The organism is Cellulophaga omnivescoria (assembly GCF_027915275.1).
Taxonomy (GTDB): Bacteria; Bacteroidota; Bacteroidia; order Flavobacteriales; family Flavobacteriaceae; genus Cellulophaga; species Cellulophaga omnivescoria.
The window spans coordinates 2,504,288-2,521,921 of sequence record NZ_CP115819.1; the positions used below are offsets into that span (position 1 = coordinate 2,504,288).

The 17,634-nt window shown below is 30.7% G+C and carries 20 protein-coding genes; 4 read left to right on the forward strand and 16 right to left on the reverse strand.

Features of this window, described 5'->3' with window-relative positions; translation table 11 throughout:
• Position 1 precedes the first annotated feature (1 nt).
• Genes PBN93_RS11225 through PBN93_RS11240 form a run of 4 tightly spaced genes read right to left on the reverse strand, consistent with a single transcriptional unit; the run spans position 2 to position 2,075 of the window.
• Positions 2 to 646: a DUF1361 domain-containing protein gene (locus PBN93_RS11225; protein ID WP_077406120.1), complete on the reverse strand. Its 645-nt coding sequence runs from the start codon at positions 644 to 646 to the stop codon at positions 2 to 4.
• 2 nt (positions 647 to 648) lie between these two features.
• Positions 649 to 1,104: a hypothetical protein gene (locus PBN93_RS11230; RefSeq protein WP_271080675.1), complete on the reverse strand. Its 456-nt coding sequence runs from the start codon at positions 1,102 to 1,104 to the stop codon at positions 649 to 651.
• Positions 1,105 to 1,155: 51 nt separating this feature from the next.
• Positions 1,156 to 1,449: a winged helix-turn-helix domain-containing protein gene (locus tag PBN93_RS11235; RefSeq protein ID WP_077406126.1), complete on the reverse strand. Its 294-nt coding sequence runs from the start codon at positions 1,447 to 1,449 to the stop codon at positions 1,156 to 1,158.
• A gap of 2 nt (positions 1,450 to 1,451) precedes the next feature.
• Entirely contained in the window at positions 1,452 to 2,075 is a 624-nt protein-coding gene (locus PBN93_RS11240) for a hypothetical protein (protein WP_271080676.1), read from the reverse strand.
• A gap of 81 nt (positions 2,076 to 2,156) precedes the next feature.
• Here PBN93_RS11240 and PBN93_RS11245 point away from each other — a divergent pair, with 81 nt between their 5' ends.
• Positions 2,157 to 2,519, forward strand: a complete 363-nt coding sequence (locus PBN93_RS11245; protein WP_077406129.1) for a DUF1801 domain-containing protein — start codon at positions 2,157 to 2,159, stop codon at positions 2,517 to 2,519.
• A gap of 70 nt (positions 2,520 to 2,589) precedes the next feature.
• Here the strand turns inward: PBN93_RS11245 and PBN93_RS11250 are convergent, their stop codons facing one another.
• The 3 genes from PBN93_RS11250 to kdsA all read right to left on the reverse strand — a co-directional run bounded on the left by PBN93_RS11250 (position 2,590) and on the right by kdsA (position 7,449).
• Entirely contained in the window at positions 2,590 to 4,506 is a 1,917-nt protein-coding gene (locus PBN93_RS11250; protein WP_271080677.1) for a TlpA family protein disulfide reductase, read from the reverse strand.
• A 105-nt stretch (positions 4,507 to 4,611) separates the two neighbouring features.
• Positions 4,612 to 6,582 (reverse strand): DUF3857 domain-containing protein, encoded by a 1,971-nt coding sequence (locus PBN93_RS11255; RefSeq protein ID WP_271080678.1) that lies wholly within the window; start codon positions 6,580 to 6,582, stop codon positions 4,612 to 4,614.
• 45 nt (positions 6,583 to 6,627) lie between these two features.
• Complete coding sequence (kdsA, locus tag PBN93_RS11260) at positions 6,628 to 7,449, reverse strand: 3-deoxy-8-phosphooctulonate synthase (RefSeq protein ID WP_077406138.1); 822 nt, start codon at positions 7,447 to 7,449, stop codon at positions 6,628 to 6,630.
• A gap of 171 nt (positions 7,450 to 7,620) precedes the next feature.
• Here kdsA and typA point away from each other — a divergent pair, with 171 nt between their 5' ends.
• Together typA and PBN93_RS11270 are read left to right on the forward strand one after the other, a co-directional pair.
• A complete protein-coding gene (gene typA, locus PBN93_RS11265; protein WP_271080679.1) occupies positions 7,621 to 9,420 on the forward strand; it encodes a translational GTPase TypA in 1,800 nt (599 codons plus the stop codon).
• A 120-nt stretch (positions 9,421 to 9,540) separates the two neighbouring features.
• A complete protein-coding gene (locus PBN93_RS11270) occupies positions 9,541 to 10,446 on the forward strand; it encodes a hypothetical protein (protein ID WP_271080680.1) in 906 nt (301 codons plus the stop codon).
• Between the two features lie 70 nt (positions 10,447 to 10,516).
• On the opposite strand, the gene ppgK is transcribed toward PBN93_RS11270, so the two are convergent.
• Positions 10,517 to 11,254 (reverse strand): polyphosphate--glucose phosphotransferase, encoded by a 738-nt coding sequence (gene ppgK / locus PBN93_RS11275; protein WP_077406146.1) that lies wholly within the window; start codon positions 11,252 to 11,254, stop codon positions 10,517 to 10,519.
• Positions 11,255 to 11,483: 229 nt separating this feature from the next.
• Here ppgK and PBN93_RS11280 point away from each other — a divergent pair, with 229 nt between their 5' ends.
• Entirely contained in the window at positions 11,484 to 12,455 is a 972-nt protein-coding gene (locus PBN93_RS11280) for a family 16 glycosylhydrolase (RefSeq protein ID WP_271080681.1), read from the forward strand.
• Between the two features lie 62 nt (positions 12,456 to 12,517).
• On the opposite strand, the gene PBN93_RS11285 is transcribed toward PBN93_RS11280, so the two are convergent.
• The 8 genes from PBN93_RS11285 to PBN93_RS11320 all read right to left on the reverse strand — a co-directional run bounded on the left by PBN93_RS11285 (position 12,518) and on the right by PBN93_RS11320 (position 17,628).
• Positions 12,518 to 13,009, reverse strand: coding sequence for a hypothetical protein (locus PBN93_RS11285; protein WP_271080682.1), 492 nt, complete (start codon positions 13,007 to 13,009; stop codon positions 12,518 to 12,520).
• Between the two features lie 109 nt (positions 13,010 to 13,118).
• Positions 13,119 to 13,499, reverse strand: coding sequence for a hypothetical protein (locus PBN93_RS11290; protein ID WP_077406151.1), 381 nt, complete (start codon positions 13,497 to 13,499; stop codon positions 13,119 to 13,121).
• A 52-nt stretch (positions 13,500 to 13,551) separates the two neighbouring features.
• Entirely contained in the window at positions 13,552 to 15,012 is a 1,461-nt protein-coding gene (locus PBN93_RS11295) for a potassium/proton antiporter (RefSeq protein ID WP_271080683.1), read from the reverse strand.
• Between the two features lie 71 nt (positions 15,013 to 15,083).
• Positions 15,084 to 15,545 (reverse strand): hypothetical protein, encoded by a 462-nt coding sequence (locus PBN93_RS11300; protein WP_077406157.1) that lies wholly within the window; start codon positions 15,543 to 15,545, stop codon positions 15,084 to 15,086.
• Positions 15,546 to 15,665: 120 nt separating this feature from the next.
• Complete coding sequence (locus PBN93_RS11305; protein ID WP_271080684.1) at positions 15,666 to 16,142, reverse strand: hypothetical protein; 477 nt, start codon at positions 16,140 to 16,142, stop codon at positions 15,666 to 15,668.
• 112 nt (positions 16,143 to 16,254) lie between these two features.
• Positions 16,255 to 16,656 carry an ACT domain-containing protein gene (locus PBN93_RS11310; protein ID WP_271080685.1) on the reverse strand — a complete coding sequence of 134 codons (402 nt, stop codon included), beginning with the start codon at positions 16,654 to 16,656 and terminating at the stop codon, positions 16,255 to 16,257.
• 14 nt (positions 16,657 to 16,670) lie between these two features.
• Positions 16,671 to 16,997, reverse strand: a complete 327-nt coding sequence (locus tag PBN93_RS11315; protein WP_271080686.1) for a DMT family transporter — start codon at positions 16,995 to 16,997, stop codon at positions 16,671 to 16,673.
• 67 nt (positions 16,998 to 17,064) lie between these two features.
• Positions 17,065 to 17,628, reverse strand: coding sequence for a Crp/Fnr family transcriptional regulator (locus tag PBN93_RS11320; protein ID WP_271080687.1), 564 nt, complete (start codon positions 17,626 to 17,628; stop codon positions 17,065 to 17,067).
• Between the last annotated feature and the right edge of the window lie 6 nt (positions 17,629 to 17,634).

Below are 17,634 nucleotides of genomic sequence, written 5' to 3' on the forward strand. Positions count from 1 at the left end.
ATTATTTAAACACTATTTTTTTGTGAAGTGTCCAAAATAAAATATATAACAAACTGCCAAAAGCAAACGTCATTGCCCAAACATTGTAATTGGTTAAACTGTGTGCAATATTGTAGGCAAGTATATGTGGTTTTGTAAATAAATCCCAAGAGTTAAAGCGTAAAAACCTACCCAAGTATACGCCATAACCACAAAGTAAGCATAGGTATATCATAAAAAAGTTAGCATTTTTAGCATCATATTTATTTTTTAACACGTGGTAAACATCTATCATAGAGAATAAACCAAGTAATAAACCAATAATTGCATATACAAAAACAAGTAGCAAATCTAGCCAAACCATAGTAGAGCTTTCGTTTTGTAAATGTATAAGGTCTGTAATTATATACGGACTATTAGGTAAAAACAGTAACCACATTCCAAAAACTCCAAATTGTCCTATTTTGCTATAGTTACTATTGTTTAGGTACTTTAATACCTGAGAAAATAAATAGGGTAAACCAGCCAAAAATAAGTTCCACACTAAAAAACTAAAAAATAAGGAACCTGTAATTTTTATGCGTACCGCTAAAATAAAAAAGGCAAAGCCAATTGCAGCTAATAAACCAATATTAGACTTAGTAAATAAAATTAATTTCTGTTTCATTTTTATGATATTAAAAAGGTTGTTTTAATTTTTTTAACTGGTATATGCAACATTTTTAAAAATTCTAATTGATGAAATTGTAATGCATTATTACCTTTAGTATATGCGTTTTTAAATGTTTTATAATAGTCTGGGTAGAGTAGTAGTCCTAAAAATACAACAGCGTATAAGTACAAACTACGCTTACCATTACCCATTAGATAAAACTGCATACTAATTTCTTCTGGTACAGTAATTCCTGTTTCTGTAAGTACATGAAATACATCATGGCTTTCTAATTTGTCTTGTAGTTCAAAATTATGTTTGGTTATAAAGAGCCCAAGACCATTACCTAAAGTGCCTTTTGGGTAACTTAATAAAGTGCTAATTTTTACGTTCCAAGCATTGTTGTTTTTTACAAACCTTTGGTACGGAATTTTGCTCCAATCGTATAATTTTTCTAATAGTAATGCTCTCATATTATTTTTGTAAAGTACTTTGTTTTTCAAAGTAAATTTGTAAAAAAAGTATTATTGTTTTCCTATTAATTTTTCAAGTGCATTTATATGTTTCTTAAATTCTAACTTACCCAATTTAGTGGCGTAATAGCGTGTATTTGGTTTTTTACCAATAAATTGTTTTTCAACCTTTATATATTCTGCTTTTTCTAAAGACTTAGTATGGCTGGCAATGTTACCATCTGTAGCACCTAATAATTCTTTTAACATATTAAAATCTGCATAATCATTCACCATTAAAATAGACATAATGCCTAATCTAATACGATGATCAAATGCTTTATTAATATTGTTTATAATACTCATACTTAGTTACGGTCGTGTTTAAAGTACATTAAAGATCCATAAATTATGTGGCAAACTCCAAAACCTAAAGCCCAAAAATACAAACCATAACCAACAAATTGTGTAGATATTAAACCAATAGCAATTATTGTAATGCCTAAATAACGTACGCCTCCTAATGTATATTTGCTGGCATTAACGCAAGCAAGACCGTAAAAAATTAAGGTAGCAGGTGCAACAATTTTTATGTATTCATATTGTATTAATACCAAACAGAAAAGCCCACCTACAACTAATGGTAATAAAAAATTTAACAATAAGCGTTTACTAGATACATCCCACATTTTTTCACCACTTTTTTTAGCTTTAAAATAGGTGAGTATAGTACCCGTTACTAAGGCTAGTACCATAACACTTATTGCTATTATTAATAAGCTGTCTAATGCGCCAAACGTCATAAAAAAACGTTTTAACTGGCTAGGTTCTGCTTTAATGGGGTGTATAATGTTATGAGCCAAATATGCACCTATTAAAGCATATACACCGGCTAAAATTCCTGATAAGCCACTTAATGACATAAAACGAGACGATTTGCTCATCATATTTTTAATCTCAGAAATATCGTCTAAGTATTTTTTAGAATCCATATTTAAAGTACTTTGAAAAACAAAGTAAGTTAAAATAATTGTACTGTGCAATGGCCAATGTAAAATTTATATATTTAAAGTATGAAACCAGCAGAAGAATATATTTATAATGCACCAGAAAATTATAGAGCTATTTTAATGCATTTACAAGCATTTATAGTACGTAACGTACCTAATACAGACTTAAAGTTTAAATATAGAGTACCATATTTTTATGTAGATAATAGTCCATTTTGTCATTTAAACTGCACTAAAAATTATGTAGATTTAGTTTTTAAAAACGGACATTACTTAACGCAATACACTAATTTTTTAGTTGCTGATGGCCGTAAAAAAATGAAATCTTTGCGTTATACATCTTTAAAAGAAGTTAATGATGTTGTTTTAACCGCTGTGCTTAAAGATGCTTACCAAGTACGTAATGAAAAATTTTATGGCAAGTAAATAGTAATTGGTACTAAAAAGAAAAGGCAACTGGTTAGAGTTGCCTTTATTGATAACTAAATGTAAATGGTTACGAGTTTAGCAAGTCAATTTTTAATGATAATTCTTTTACAAGCTTATCTGCACTACCACTGTAGCCAACAGATACAAATTTTATGTTACCATCTGGGCCAATAATTACCTTTGTTGGTATGCCAGTAACTTCAAAATTAGATGCTACTTTATATTCTCTACCTCCTTCTTTTACTGGGTTATCTACTACAACATTAAAAGTATAGTTGTTATTTTTTATAAAGTCTCCTGCTAATTTACTCCTGGTATCATAGTCACCACTTTCCATAGTGTCTACAAATAAAAATACTACATTTTCATTGTTTTTATATTTGTCTACGGCCTTTTGCATACCCGGAAAAGAAGCTTTACAAGGTCCGCACCAAGTAGCCCAAAAATCTAAAACAACAGTTTTACCTTTTAAATCGGTAAGTTCTACTGTTTCTCCCTTAAGGTTTTTAAGTTTAAAGTTTTTTGGTTTTTTGTTTATCATTTCTTCTTTGGTCTTTACAACCAATTTTTGATACCCAACTTCTTCTAAAGCTTGTAAATTTTCTGTAAAACCATCTTCAGAACCGTTTTCTATAACATACGCATTTTTGTAGTAATTATTTATTTGTGCTGTAGTATTACCATCTTTAATAAAATTTGCAGCATCTTTTAAAATGGTTTTATATTGTTTGTCCTCGTTTAAAAACATAATGTAACGTTCATTTAACTCCGGATCTTTACCATCTGCAATTGCTTCTTTTTGATACTTTATAGCTTCTTTAATCTCACCTTGTTTAAATTTAATTAGGGCATATGTATCTGCATACATATTATATGTACTTGTCATATTATTTATAAACTGAGACGTAGTGCTGTAGGTTGGTTTATCTTCTGTATTGTTTAAAGCCTTTTTAATTTCATCTAAAGATTTTTTAGAAATTTCTGCAGCAAAATCTAAATTTTCTCCTTTTTCTGCATAGTTCCAAGCAAGACTATTGTAAGTACCAGCTAGCATATTTTTATCAGATACCTGAGCCATTAATTGCAAATACTCATCTTTATTACCATTTTCTATGGCTTTATTAGCAAGCCTACTAACCATATAGTCTTTAATTTTACTTTTATCTCCAAACTGTTCTTTAAAATCTGCAAATAATTGTTTTTGCTTGTCGTAGTTTGGTTCTTTATAAAAATTGGTCCAAGCTTTTTGTTGCGCATTTATACCTGTAGGAAACTTATCTATCATCACAAGCTGTAGAGAGTCTACTTTGTTTTTATCTCCTAAGGTTTGGTATAGGGCATTAAGGTTTCTGTAATCTTGCTCTGTTAAATTGTAATTTTCAGTGTAAGAAGCTATTCTTTCTTTAATATATTTTTCTGCTTCCACTTTATTTTCAGCTATAAAGGTTCTAGGGAATACTGCATCCCATTCTTTCTGAATATTTTTATGCGATAAAATATCGGAACTCATTTCTTTAAAAATAGCCTTTTTATTAACATCTAATCCAAGATTAGATCCCATTCTTAACTTAAAATTAGCTAAACTAGCAATAGCTCCAGCTAAAGTATCTCCGTTAGCATTTGTTAAAGGCAATAAGTATCCTTTGTCATTATTAGTATCAAACTCTTTTTTATTTTTAAAATTAAACGCTACTGCAATGGCAGAATCTGGTATCATTATAGATGCTTTGTATAAACTATCTACTTTAGTTAAATTAATATCTACAGGGTATTGTTTATAGCCTACAGTATAGTAATAAAAAGCACTAAGGTCTTTTTCATTGGCTTTAGTTTTGTAACTAATGTGTAAAGAGTCTCCTGGTACTGGTGTAGCATCTGATATATATAATGAACCAATAGTAGTACCAGCTTCTTTTGTTGTATTATTACAAGAAAAACATAGCACAACAAATGTAAATGTTAAAAAACATTTTATAGTTTTCATCTTTTATCTAAATTTTTAGTTGAAAGATAAAAGTATTGGTTTTGTAGGAAATTAACCAGCTAAAACTAAATTATTTGTGATTTTTTTTACTAATTAGATAATAATTTATAATTTTTTTAAGACGACCAGGGAATTGTTTTGAGTGTTAGTGACTTGTTTAAAAAGTTCTTTTAAAGAAAAGTATTCTTCAGGACTATATTGTTCTTTATTTATTATTAATTTGAAGGACACCGTAATTAATCCAGGTTTTGAAGTAACAAGCATTTGTAATCTGCCACCTTTATTTGATAAGGATAAATTGATACTTTTTGGTATTTCTACAACCTTATATTCTGCAGGAATTTTTATTTTGGCTGCATAAGTGTAAGTACGTTTAAAGCCAAAATCTACTGGGTATTTACGTTCATCTGCGGTAAATGGATTAGTAGAGCCAAAAGACTTTACTAAAAATGGGTTAATATACAAAGTATTTTGGTCTAGCACAGTGTTGTTTGTATAGGTGAAATTTTCAACAGTACGTTTTTCATTACTTTGTTCTTCTAGAAATTTATACTCATTAATTTCTGCACTGGTGCCTATTAGTTTTTCTTTGCTATTTAAGTAGTCATCTTCTGTAGTACTATTTAAAACTTTTTTTCTTTCAATTGCTAAATAGCCACTATTCATTTCATTGTAGGAACCTGTAATTTTATGACTTTCTGGATCTAATTCTAAGTTAGCTAAAACATAATGCTGATTATCTTCTTGTGGCGTAATAGTTTCCCAATAACTATCATTTTTAAAATCCATTACTCTACCTTGGTAGTTTAATGCTCTGTACGGTAGCATACCAAATGGCATTAACTTGTCCGAGGCATCTAGTAAATAAGTATTTCCGCCAATTATAGTTTTAGCAATCACATAGTTAAAATCAGACATTACGGGGTGCGATTTTTTAGGTAAACCATTACTTCTGGTAGATAATAACACTAAATCTGTTTTTAAACCGGCGCTATTAAGTAAGTTTATTAAAGATATATTTATTTCGCCTATATTCCCTTTTTTGTTGTCAAAAGCACTTTTTACCCTTATGTCTCTATAAATACCATATTTACCGTTCCATGTAAATCTATCCTTAACAAAATTAAAAATGTTTTTAGCTCTTGTTAAAGAGTCGCCTTCTGTTAATAGAGACTCTGGTACATTTTTTTCAAAAAAACCTTTTTTAGTTAATTGTCTACCTATGTTTTTATCTTGTTTAAACTCTTTATCTACATCTTGCCAAGTTTGCGTAAATCTATTTCTACCTCCTTTTAAATCATATTGTACAGATAACTCAAAGTCTATTCTAGAAATGTAATTTTTAGGAGAAAGCATAAAATTTTCATCCTCGTTAAATGCAGGTATATTTTTCATAGCATATTTTAATACCTCGCAATCAGCACTCTCTGGGTAACCATCTACTTTAAAACATCTTTTTTCTATCTCAGAAGTGTTAGTGTCCAACTTTAAAAAGCCAACTAGACTTCTATTGTAAACATAGTTTCCGGGTATTTTTGCATTAAACTCACTATATATTTTTGGGATGTTAGTTTGAAATTGCCATCCTTTAAAATTGTATATAAATGGAGATGTTACAGTGTATTCAAGTTCTATAATACTGCCAACCTTAGCTTCAGGAAAAGCAAATTTTTTATTAGACCATCTTTCATTTTCACGAACGGTGAATATATTATTTAACGATAATTTTACCTTAGATTGTCCATTGTGAGTAACAGCTTTAATTTCATCAATTTTTTCACTAACCTTGCTATTCGTATAATATGAAATAGCTACATTGGCCTTAGAAAGCCCTTCTTTTTTTAGTATTTTTATTTTTGAATAATACTTTTTTACTACTTGTATCCTATTATCTATTACCTTAAAGTAATTGTCGCCTTTTTCAAAAAGTACAACAGCATTAGCTGTACTATCTTTTTCATAAACAGTAAAGTTTTTATCAAAATCAGATAATTGTCCAAATGTGTAACTTTCTTGCGCAAAAAGTTGTGTAGTGCTTATTAAAGCAATACAAAATAATAAGATGTTTTTAAACATTGGATTGGTAAGTTTGATTGGTTTTTTGATTGATGAATTGATGATCTATTTTAAACTATTTACAGTTTTTCTAATAGCCACTAGGTTTGTTAGTACGTGCTCTAAATGGTCTAAGTGTAACATATTTGCACCATCACTTTTAGCATTAGCTGGGTCAAAATGTGTTTCCATAAAAATACCGTCTGCACCAGTCACAATACCGGCTCTAGCAATGGTTTCTATCATATCTGGTCTGCCACCTGTAACGCCAGAAGATTGGTTTGGCTGTTGTAAAGAGTGTGTTACATCTAATACAACAGGTGCATATTGTTTCATAGTAGGTATGCCTCTAAAATCTACAATCATATCTTGGTAGCCAAACATAGTACCACGGTCTGTAACCATAACTTGCTGGTTGTTGCTATCTGTAACCTTAGTAACTGCGTGCTGCATACTTTCCGGACTCATAAATTGTCCCTTTTTTAGGTTTACAACTTTACCTGTATTTGCAGCAGCTACAACTAAATCTGTTTGTCTAACTAAAAAAGCAGGTATTTGTAAGACATCTACATATTCTGCAGCTTTTTCAGCATCAGATACTTCATGAATATCTGTAACAGTAGGAACATTAAAGGTTTCAGAAACTTTTCTAAGAATTTTAAGTGCTTTGTCATCGCCAATACCTGTAAAAGAATCTACTCTACTACGGTTTGCTTTTTTAAAACTTCCCTTAAAAACATAAGGAATTTCTAACTTATCTGTAATTGTAATTATTTTTTCTGCAATGCGCAAAGCCATATCTTCACCTTCTATAGCACAAGGGCCAGATAGTAAGAAAAAATTGTCGCTTTTTGTGTGTTTTATTTGAGGTATAAGATCTAAGTTCATTTGTGTTTTAATTTGTATTTGCAAAGATACTAGTTTTTGCCAGTATTTTACTTTTTGTAAATAACCTCAAAATCAGTATAATAAGAAATTGTAATCTTTTGCTTTTCGGTAAAAAAAATAGAGTATCTTTGCGCGCGCATTTAGGAAGGTAAATGCATTTAAAAATCAGTTATGTCAACAACAAAGAACATTGCAATTATTGCCCACGTAGATCACGGGAAAACAACCTTGGTAGATAAAATTATGTACCACTGTCAGTTATTTAGAGAAAACCAAAATACAGGTGATCTTATATTAGATAACAACGATTTAGAACGCGAACGCGGAATAACAATCGTATCTAAAAACGTTTCTGTAGTCTATAAAGACACAAAAATTAATATTATAGATACTCCTGGTCACGCCGATTTTGGTGGAGAGGTAGAACGAGTATTAAATATGGCAGATGGAGTTTTACTTTTAGTAGATGCTTTTGAAGGACCTATGCCACAAACTCGTTTTGTATTGCAAAAAGCAATAGACCTTGGTTTAAAACCTTGTGTTGTTGTTAATAAGGTTGATAAAGAAAACTGTACGCCAGAAGAAGTACACGAAAAAGTTTTTGACTTAATGTTTGAGTTAGGAGCAGAGGAGTGGCAGTTAGATTTTCCTACAGTATACGGTTCAGCTAAAAATAACTGGATGAGTGACGACTGGAAAAACGAAACTGAAAATATAGAGCCATTATTAGATATGGTTATTGAGCATATACCTACTTTTAAACCAGAAGAAGGTAATACTCAAATGTTAATTACATCTTTAGATTATTCTTCATTTACAGGAAGAATTGCTATTGGAAGATTACAACGTGGTGGCTTAAAAGAGGGTCAGCAAATATCTTTAGTAAAAAGAGATGGTAGCATTGTAAAATCTAAAATTAAAGAACTTTATACTTTTGAAGGTCTTGGTAGATTAAGAGTAGAAGAAGTAAATACAGGAGATATTTGTGCTATTGTAGGTTTAGAAGGTTTTGAAATTGGTGATACTGTTGCTGATATTGAAAATCCAGAGCAATTACAAACAATTGCTATTGATGAGCCAACAATGAGTATGTTATTTACAATTAACGATTCTCCTTTCTTTGGTAAAGACGGTAAGTTTGTAACTTCTCGTCATATTAAAGATCGTTTAGAGCGTGAACTAGAAAAAAACTTGGCATTACGTGTAAACGAAACGGATAGTGCTGATAAATTTTTAGTATTTGGACGTGGTGTATTACACTTGTCTGTACTTATTGAAACAATGCGTAGAGAAGGTTACGAACTACAAATTGGACAACCACAAGTAATTATTAAAGAGATTGATGGTGTTAAATGTGAGCCTATAGAAAGCTTAACTATAGATTTGCCAGAGACTGTTTCTGGTAAAGCAGTAGAAATGGTATCTATGCGTAAAGGTGAAATGACTAGTATGGAGGCAAAAGGAGAGCGTATGGTATGCGAGTTCTTAATTCCTTCTCGTGGTATTATAGGTCTTAGAAACCAATTATTAACTGCAACTGCTGGTGAGGCTATTATGGCACACCGTTTCTTAGAATACCAACCAATGCGTGGAGATATTCCTCAACGTCAAAATGGTTCTTTAGTTTCTATGGAAACAGGAAAAGCAATTCCTTATTCTATTGATAAATTACAAGATAGAGGTAAGTTTTTTGTAGATCCAGGTGAAGATATTTATGAAGGTCAAGTAATTGGTGAAAACTCTAGAGGTGATGATATGACAGTTAACATCACTAAAACTAAAAAATTATCTAACGTGCGTTCTTCAGGTGCAGATGATAAAGCTAAAATTGTACCAGCAATAAAATTCTCTTTAGAAGAAGCTTTAGAATATATACAGAAAGATGAGTACGTAGAAGTTACACCGTCACACTTAAGATTACGTAAAATTTACTTAACAGAAAACGAACGTAAGCGTAATAAAATAGCTTAATTTATTAAGAAGATACATAAAAATCCCAAGATGAACGTCTTGGGATTTTTTTTATTTAATTTTGAAATGTTTTGTAGGTTTAAACGACTATTATATAATAACACATAATTAATAATTAAAATGAAAATAACAGTAAAAATTGTAAGTTTATTTGCAGTACTAGCCTTTGTAGCTTGTAAGGAAACAAGTAAAAAAGACGTTAGTAAAACTACAGTAGAAAAAACTGAAAAAGCAGGATACCACATTCCAGACTCTTGGATAGAAAAAAGAGTTAACGCTGCCAATAAAAGATTAAATGCAACAGAAGCAGGTAAGGTATTATGGAGTGCTATGGAAGCACATGGCGGATTAAAAAAATGGTATGCAAATGGATATTTATCTTTTAGATTTAATTACCAACCATTAAATGGCAAAGGCATAAGAGATTCTTATCAAACAATAGATACTTGGAGCAATAAAGCAAGGCATAATAGTATTACAGACAAAAATGATATTTTTGGTTGGGATGGAAGTGAGGCTTGGGTACAAGCAAAAGACAGTACTTCTTTTGAGTACGATACTAAATTTTGGGCGCTAACTCCTATATACTTTTCTGGGCAACCATTTGTTTTTGATGGTGAGGGTGTTAACTTAGAATTGTTACCGCAAGTAGAATTTAAAGGAGCTATGCAGAATGTAGTAAAAGTTACATATGACAAAGGTGTTGGTTCTGCTCCAGATGATTATTATATAATGTTTATTAATGCAAAAACTAATTTATTAGATGCTTTTAAATATATAGTGTCATACCCAGAGTACTTTCCTAATGGCGGACACGCACCAGAAAAAATAACCGTAACACAAGATACTACAACCGTTAAAGGTATTGTTTTTGCTAAAGGTTTTAAAACATACTGGTCTAACGAGGACAAAGAAAATGGTTTGGGAGAATATATAACAAAAATTGATGTTAGTGATATTAATTTTTCTGATAAGGTAGAAGAAAATTACTTTTCTAAACCAGAAGGAGCAAAAATTTTAAAATAGTACTAAAATTTAAAATTTAGTATTTAAAAAAGCCTTCGTCTTTTTTTAGACGAAGGCTTTTTTATGCTTTTTATTTGTTTAATGTAGCAGAAGCTGCACCTATAATTCCGGCGTGGTTTTCTAAAACAGCAGGTATTACGGGTGTGTTAATTTTTATGTGTTTGCTAAACTTGTCAAACTCTTTAGATATACCACCACCAATAACTATGGCATCTGGGGCAACTAACAACTCAACATATTCTAAAAAAGTATTTACACGTTTTCCCCATTTCTTAAAAGAAAGTTCTTCTCTTTGCCTGGCAGAATCTGCTGCCCATAGTTCTATTTTTTTATGTTTTTTATAAGGTATTTGTCCCAGCTCAAAGTTAGGAATTAGTTTGCCATCTAAATATGCACTACTGCCTAAACCAGTGCCAATAGTAATCATAATCACAAAACCTTTAAGTTCTTTGCCTGCGCCATAGTTCATTTCTGCATAGCAAGCAGCATCAGCATCATTTATAACAGTAAATGGTAAACCAGTGGTTTCAGAAAAAAGCTGAGTTACGTCTACACCTACCCATTTTTTGTGCAAATTACCCGGTGTTTTACAAATGCCATTTTTTATTAAGGTAGGAAATCCACAGCCAACAGGACCGTTATAGTTAAAATGTTTAATAATTTTTTTTATCACTTTAGCCATTTCTTTTGGCTTTTTGGTGGGCGGAGTTGGAATTCTAAATCGTTCTGTAAGTTTTTCACCTGTTGTTACATTTACAATTGCTCCTTTTATTCCAGAACCGCCAATATCTATACCAAGGACTTCCATTTAGTTTCTTTATAATTAGTTTTAACAAGGTAACAAAAAAACTTTAAAGCATATGTGTATCTATACGCTGTAGGTATAGTTTTATTTGCTAGTAAAAGTGCTAAATATTGTAACTTATTTGTAATAAGTTGTTTGTGCAGGTTTAAGATATACGCTTTGCTTTTTTCCTTAATTCATAAAAAATAATTGTTGCTGTATTTTACTTTTACACTGTTTAGTTTCTTTATATTTGGAAGAAAAATATGTAAAAATATTAAGAATAAATTGTAAATACCTGTTTGCCTTACTAGTTTTTAGTGCTTTATCATGCAGTAGCTCTAATGATGATGATAATGGTGTAACCGGTGACGTAGAAGCGGAAGAAACTGTTACTGAAGAAACTGTTATTCAAGAATCTCCGCTTTTTGAAGATGGAAACAGTCCAACTCCATCTGGTAAAAAATGGGTAAAAATCGAAAACATTTCTGATGAGTTTACAAACAATAGCTTTGATGAAACCAAATGGGAAAATACAAGTACACGTTGGGTAGGTAGAGCCCCTGGTATTTTTAAAGCCAATACAGTTTCACAAGCTGATGGTAATTTAATGCTTACTTCATATAAGTTAGATGAACCAGAGGTAATTAATGGAGAAACATTTACTCACGCAGGCTCTAATATTTACTCAAGAAACGCAGCGCAGGTAGGTACTTATGTAGAATGTAGAATGAAAGCAAATAAAACTTTTATGTCTTCTACGTTTTGGCTAATTAATGTTGCTGGTGAAGGTGAAGGTTGTGATAAAAGGGTAACGGAGTTAGATATACAAGAATGTGTTGGGCAAATTACTGGTACAGCTAATTTTGCTAAAAATTTTGATGAAACCATACATTCTAACACGCACAGTAGAGGTACTAGTTGTAACGAAACACCAATTGGTTCTGAAGGCAATAATGTAGCTACAAATGGTAAAGTTTGGGAAGATTACCATGTTTATGGCGCCTGGTGGAAGAGTCCTACAGAAATTGAGTTTTATTTGGATGGTAAAAAAGTTTATACTATAACTCCTAAGGCAGAGTTTAGTTTGCAAATGTACTTAAGACTTGTAGTAGAAACATATGATTGGAATCCGGTTCCAGAAGATGGAGGAATGACAGGGTCGGAATCTGAAAGAACTACTTATTACGATTGGGTTAGATCATGGGAGTTAAAGGACGAATAAAATCTAAGTGATAAATATTTTTAAAAAGCCCCTTGTATGTTGTAAGGGGCTTTTTTTTATGATTAATTAAAATGTTGTAATTTTTTATTAATTAAAGTTTCCCATTTTTTTGCTAATTGCAGCTCTCCAGTTAGCTGCATTTTTAAATCGGAATCATACACGGTAAAAGATACTTCTGGGTCTTGATTATAGCGTGGTATAAATTTTAAATCTAAACCTTTAACTACATACTCTTTACGGTTCTTGGCGTTAATTGTTTGCGTATGCGTAGCAATTTTACACTTTTTAATACCTGTTAAGTTAACAGCTCCTTGGTTTATTACGCCTTCTTCACTTTTGTAATAAAAAACTTGATTTTGTTTGTGGTCTATTCCAATAATAAAATCGGCATTTATATCATAATCATTAACCGTGCAATTGTTTTCTTTTGCTATTTCTTCTAAGGAAGCAAGCATCTTTTTTTCTCTTTTTTTTCTGCTTCTAGCAATAAAAATAAAAGGTAATAAACATACACTTATTATTATGATTGCTGTTATATCTGTTCCTAAATCCATTATGTAATTTTTTAAAAGTTGATGTATGTAAAAATTTGGCAATGTATGTATACAAAGCCTTTCTGGTAATTTGTTTTTACTGTTGTTACAGTAAAAACCATCAACTTAATTACAAGAAATTATGAAAAGGGAACATTAGTTTTAACTTTTTAAATTGAACTAAAAAGTTAATGTAAGTATTATGGTAATTAGAGCTTAATGATAATGTGTTATGCGGAGTTGCATAAGTACTAGGTGCTAAAAAACTCTGAAAAAGATCTTTTAAATTAGAAGGGTAGTTGCTATTATTGCTAGGAATACTAACAACATTTTCTGTTTGTGAAGACTGTATAAAGAAGTTGTTAGATGCCTTATATGAAAACTGTACTTCTTTAGCTGTAGAAGTATCTTCTACACTATAATTAGCAAGAGAATTAGTTACAATACCTATTGCTAAGCAATAAAGTGCCGTAAGTAAAAAAGCGCTTATAAAATTTACTGTTTTTTTCACGCCGCAAATGTACTTTAATAAGTAAAAACTAAAATGTTAATTTATATTAAAGTTACTTGTTTAGGCAGTTTTTTACATTGTCTATAGCTTCTTGCTTATCTGCAAGTACTACTAATATATCTTTATCTTCAATAACTGTAGACCCGTTTGGAGTAACGTATTTATTATCTCTGCGTATCATTGCTATAATTGCGTGTTTAGGAAAACCTAGGTCTACAATTTTTTTGTTTACTGCGTAGCAATTAGTGGTAACAGGAATTTCTTTTATTAGTGCTTTTGGGTTGTCTTCTAATAGAAGGTCTGTTGCACTTAGTTTTTTCTCTTCGTTTGGTAATGCTACATTTAACCATTTTGCCATTACAGATAATGTAGTTCCTTGTATTAGTACAGATGATACAGATATAAAAAACACGATATTAAACATCATATCTGCTTTGTCTATACCAGCCAGCAATGGATAGGTAGCAAAAACAATAGGTACAGCACCACGTAAACCAACCCATGAGATGTAAAACCGACGTCTAAATTTCATTTTAAAAAATAACAGGCTTAAAAATACGCTTACGGGACGTGCCACTAAAATTAAAAATAAAGAGATAAGTATACCAATACCAAAAACAGGAATAATTTTAGAAGGAAAAACAAGCAATCCTAAGGTTAAAAACAGTACAATTTGCATTAACCAGGCTAAACCATCATACATTTTTAAAATGGTTTTTTTATGAATTAAATCTTGGTTGCCTAAATAAACAGCACAAATATAAATAGCTAAAAAACCATTACCACCAACAAAGTCTGTAGCAGAAAATGTAATAAACATTAATGCAATTACAAGCACAGGATATAAGCCTTCAAAATCTAACTTAATTTTATTTATAATGTATTTACTTAGTTTACCAAACCCAAACCCTGCAATTGCTCCAAATGCCATTTGTTGTATAAACATTGGTATTATAGAAAATATGCTTTGGTCTTGATTTATTACCAATGTTAAAAAGGCAAGTGTTAATACGTATGCCATAGGATCATTACTACCACTTTCTAACTCTAGAGTTGGTCTTAAATTATTTTTTAATGCTAAATTTTTAGATCTTAAAATAGAAAATACGGCTGCTGCATCTGTAGATGATACAATAGAACCAAGTAACATACTTTCATAAATTGTAAAATTGGTAATGTAAAAAACAAATGTGCCTATGGTAACAGCAGTTAAAAGTACGCCTATAGTAGATAGTACAATTCCTTCTTTTAAAATAGGTTTTACAGTGTTCCAGTTGGTGTCTAATCCTCCAGAAAAAAGAATAAAATTTAAAGAAACTATGCCTATAAATTGTGCAAGCTTAGGACCATCAAACTTAATGCCTCCTATACCGTCAGAACCTGCAAGCATACCAATTACCAAGAATAACAATAAAGTTGGCACTCCAAATTTATAAGATGTTTTACCAACTATAATGCTTATAAAAAGTAATATAGAGCCAACTAATAAAATGTTTTCTATTGTTAAGTTCATTTAGTTTAATTTTACTAATGAACAAAAATAGGAGTTATAGCCGTATAAAATGATGAAAATTTGTTAATGTATTACTTTGTAAGTTTCCACCATTTTTTTTTCTTAGGCGCTAGATCTACTCTGGTATCCAAAAAGTCGTAATACTTTTTATCTTCTTGCATAAAAATGGTCTTACCTTTTATGGCATATGCTCTGTTTAACTCACATTCTGCTCTATGCTTATTGCCAATTTCTAGCTGGCATTGTCCTAATCTTAGGTGTATAAAAGGGTTGCCAATAGCATCCGGACATTGCATAGCGCTAGATAAATTTTCTACGCCCGCTGTGTAATCTTTATTTATAAAATTAATATCCCCAATAGTAGCCAATAACCAAGTGCTAGTTTCCCATTTTGTTTTAGGTTCGGGAATTAGGTCATAAGCAGACCAATATTTTTTTAATGCCGTTGTATACTCTTCCTTTTCTACTAATAAATCTGCAGCTTTAGATAATTGCAGAATTTGCATATAAATATGGTCTTCCAATTCCTTCATTTGGACTTTTTAACGCATAAATTACAGCCTTTTTTTAATATATATGCATATTATTTATAAAGCAGTAATAACTTAATGTTTGCTTAACTTTTTTTAGCTTTTAAGTTAAGTTTTTGTAATTTATTTTAAGCTATTAATCAATTTTTTAAAGTGCGGATAATAGATTCTTCCCCACATAGGATTTTTAGAAAATTGATGTACTTCTTTAGTATCTGGGTTATAAATTACAGGAATTGTAAATCCAGCCCATTTTTTACCAGATTTTAATTTTACGCAATATTCCTTAGCCTGTTCATCTACATTGGTAGAAATTAAGATAGAAATTACGCCAATCCCAGACTGTAAACCACGTGGCCAACCAGTGTAATTTGTTTTTGTAAAATTAAATGCTTCTGTAATGTGTTGGTTTATAACTCCAGTTGTTATTTTTTCATCCTTAAAATCTGTAGCAACAATAAATGTATTTAGTTGAGTAGCCATCCAAGCTAGTTTAAATTTTTTCTCGTAACCAATTACACTTGGTTTATTTGTAATAGTAGTGTCAGAATGATAAATACCTTGAGCAATTAGTTTTTGTTTAATACTATCTGTTGTCATTGTAAGCGGTTTAGTTATTTTTTATGCATATCAAAAATACTACAATTAGATGTTTAAAAATTTACTGTTTACCGTGAAAAACTAAAATTTTTAAGTAGGTATAGTTATTTATTTACTTTTGTTTTTTAGATAATTCTTCTAAAACCATAATAGCCTTTTCAGCATCTTTTTTATCTACAAATATATGATCATGATAATACGCAGCAATTACATTACAGCTAATGTTATGTTTTGTTAATTCTGAAGAAAAAGCAGCTGTTAGACCTACAGCTTCTAATGATGAGTGTATGGTAAGTGTAATCCAACTTGCAATAAAACTATAAGTAAACCCTTGTTTGTCCGCATAGCCTTTTGTTGTAATAATAGTAATACCTTCTGCTTCTGTAAACTCACAAATTACTTTTTTACGATCTAGCAAACTACTGTCTTTTATAGTGCAAAAAACGTATTCTCCTTTGTTAAGTTTTGGTGTCATACCTTTTAATAATTCTGATAAATTAGTTTTTCCAGACATTTTTTTCTTTTTAGTTAGTGTGCTACGGCTTTTAATCCAACAACAGATGCTATAAGTGTAATTATAAAAAATACTCTCCAAAAGTTAACAGGATCTTTAAAAACAAAAATACCCACCAAAACAGTGCCTACAGCACCTATACCTGTCCATACGGCATAACCTGTGCCAATAGGTATGGTTTGCATTGCTTTAATTAATAATATAAAACTAGTTGCAGAACAAATAAAAAAACCACCGTACCATAAGTACACATCTGTTCCTGTGGCCTCTTTAGCTTTACCTAAGCAAAAGGCAAAAGCAACCTCAAAAAGTCCTGCAATTATTAAAATTATCCAATTCATTGTAAAATTTTTAGCAAAGGTCTAATAACTTAATTAAACTAAATTTTACAAATGATAAAAAAGATAATTATTTTATTACAGCTCTAATTCTGCTTAAGCTAACTTGTGTAATGCCTAAATAAGATGCTATATGCCCCAGTTGTACTCTTTTTATTAAATCTGTGTTGGTATTTAGTAACTCTAGGTAGCGTTGTGTTGCAGTTTTAAACTGTTTAGATATTAAGCGTTCTTCTGTTTTTATTAGCTCTTGTTCTGCAAATTTACGTCCCCAATTAGCAATGTGTATATCTTCTAAAAAAAGCTGTTTTAATGTGTTAGATTCAAGTTTATATAATGTACAGTCTTCTAACAGTTCAATATTCTCATACCCTTTTTTATTTTCAATATAACTACGCATAGATATTACTGCTTCAGACTCTTTGCCAAACCAAAAGGTAACCTCTGTACCATCAAAATTAGCATAAGCTCTTACAATACCACTTTTTATAAAGTAAATATTGGGTTCTATTGTGTGGTCTTTTATAATTATATGTTGCTTTGGGTATGTTACTTCTACCATACTATCTTTAATTTTAGCCAAAGATGTTTGTGGTAGTGTATAAACTTTGTTAAGTATAGCGTCTATAGTCATCCTAAA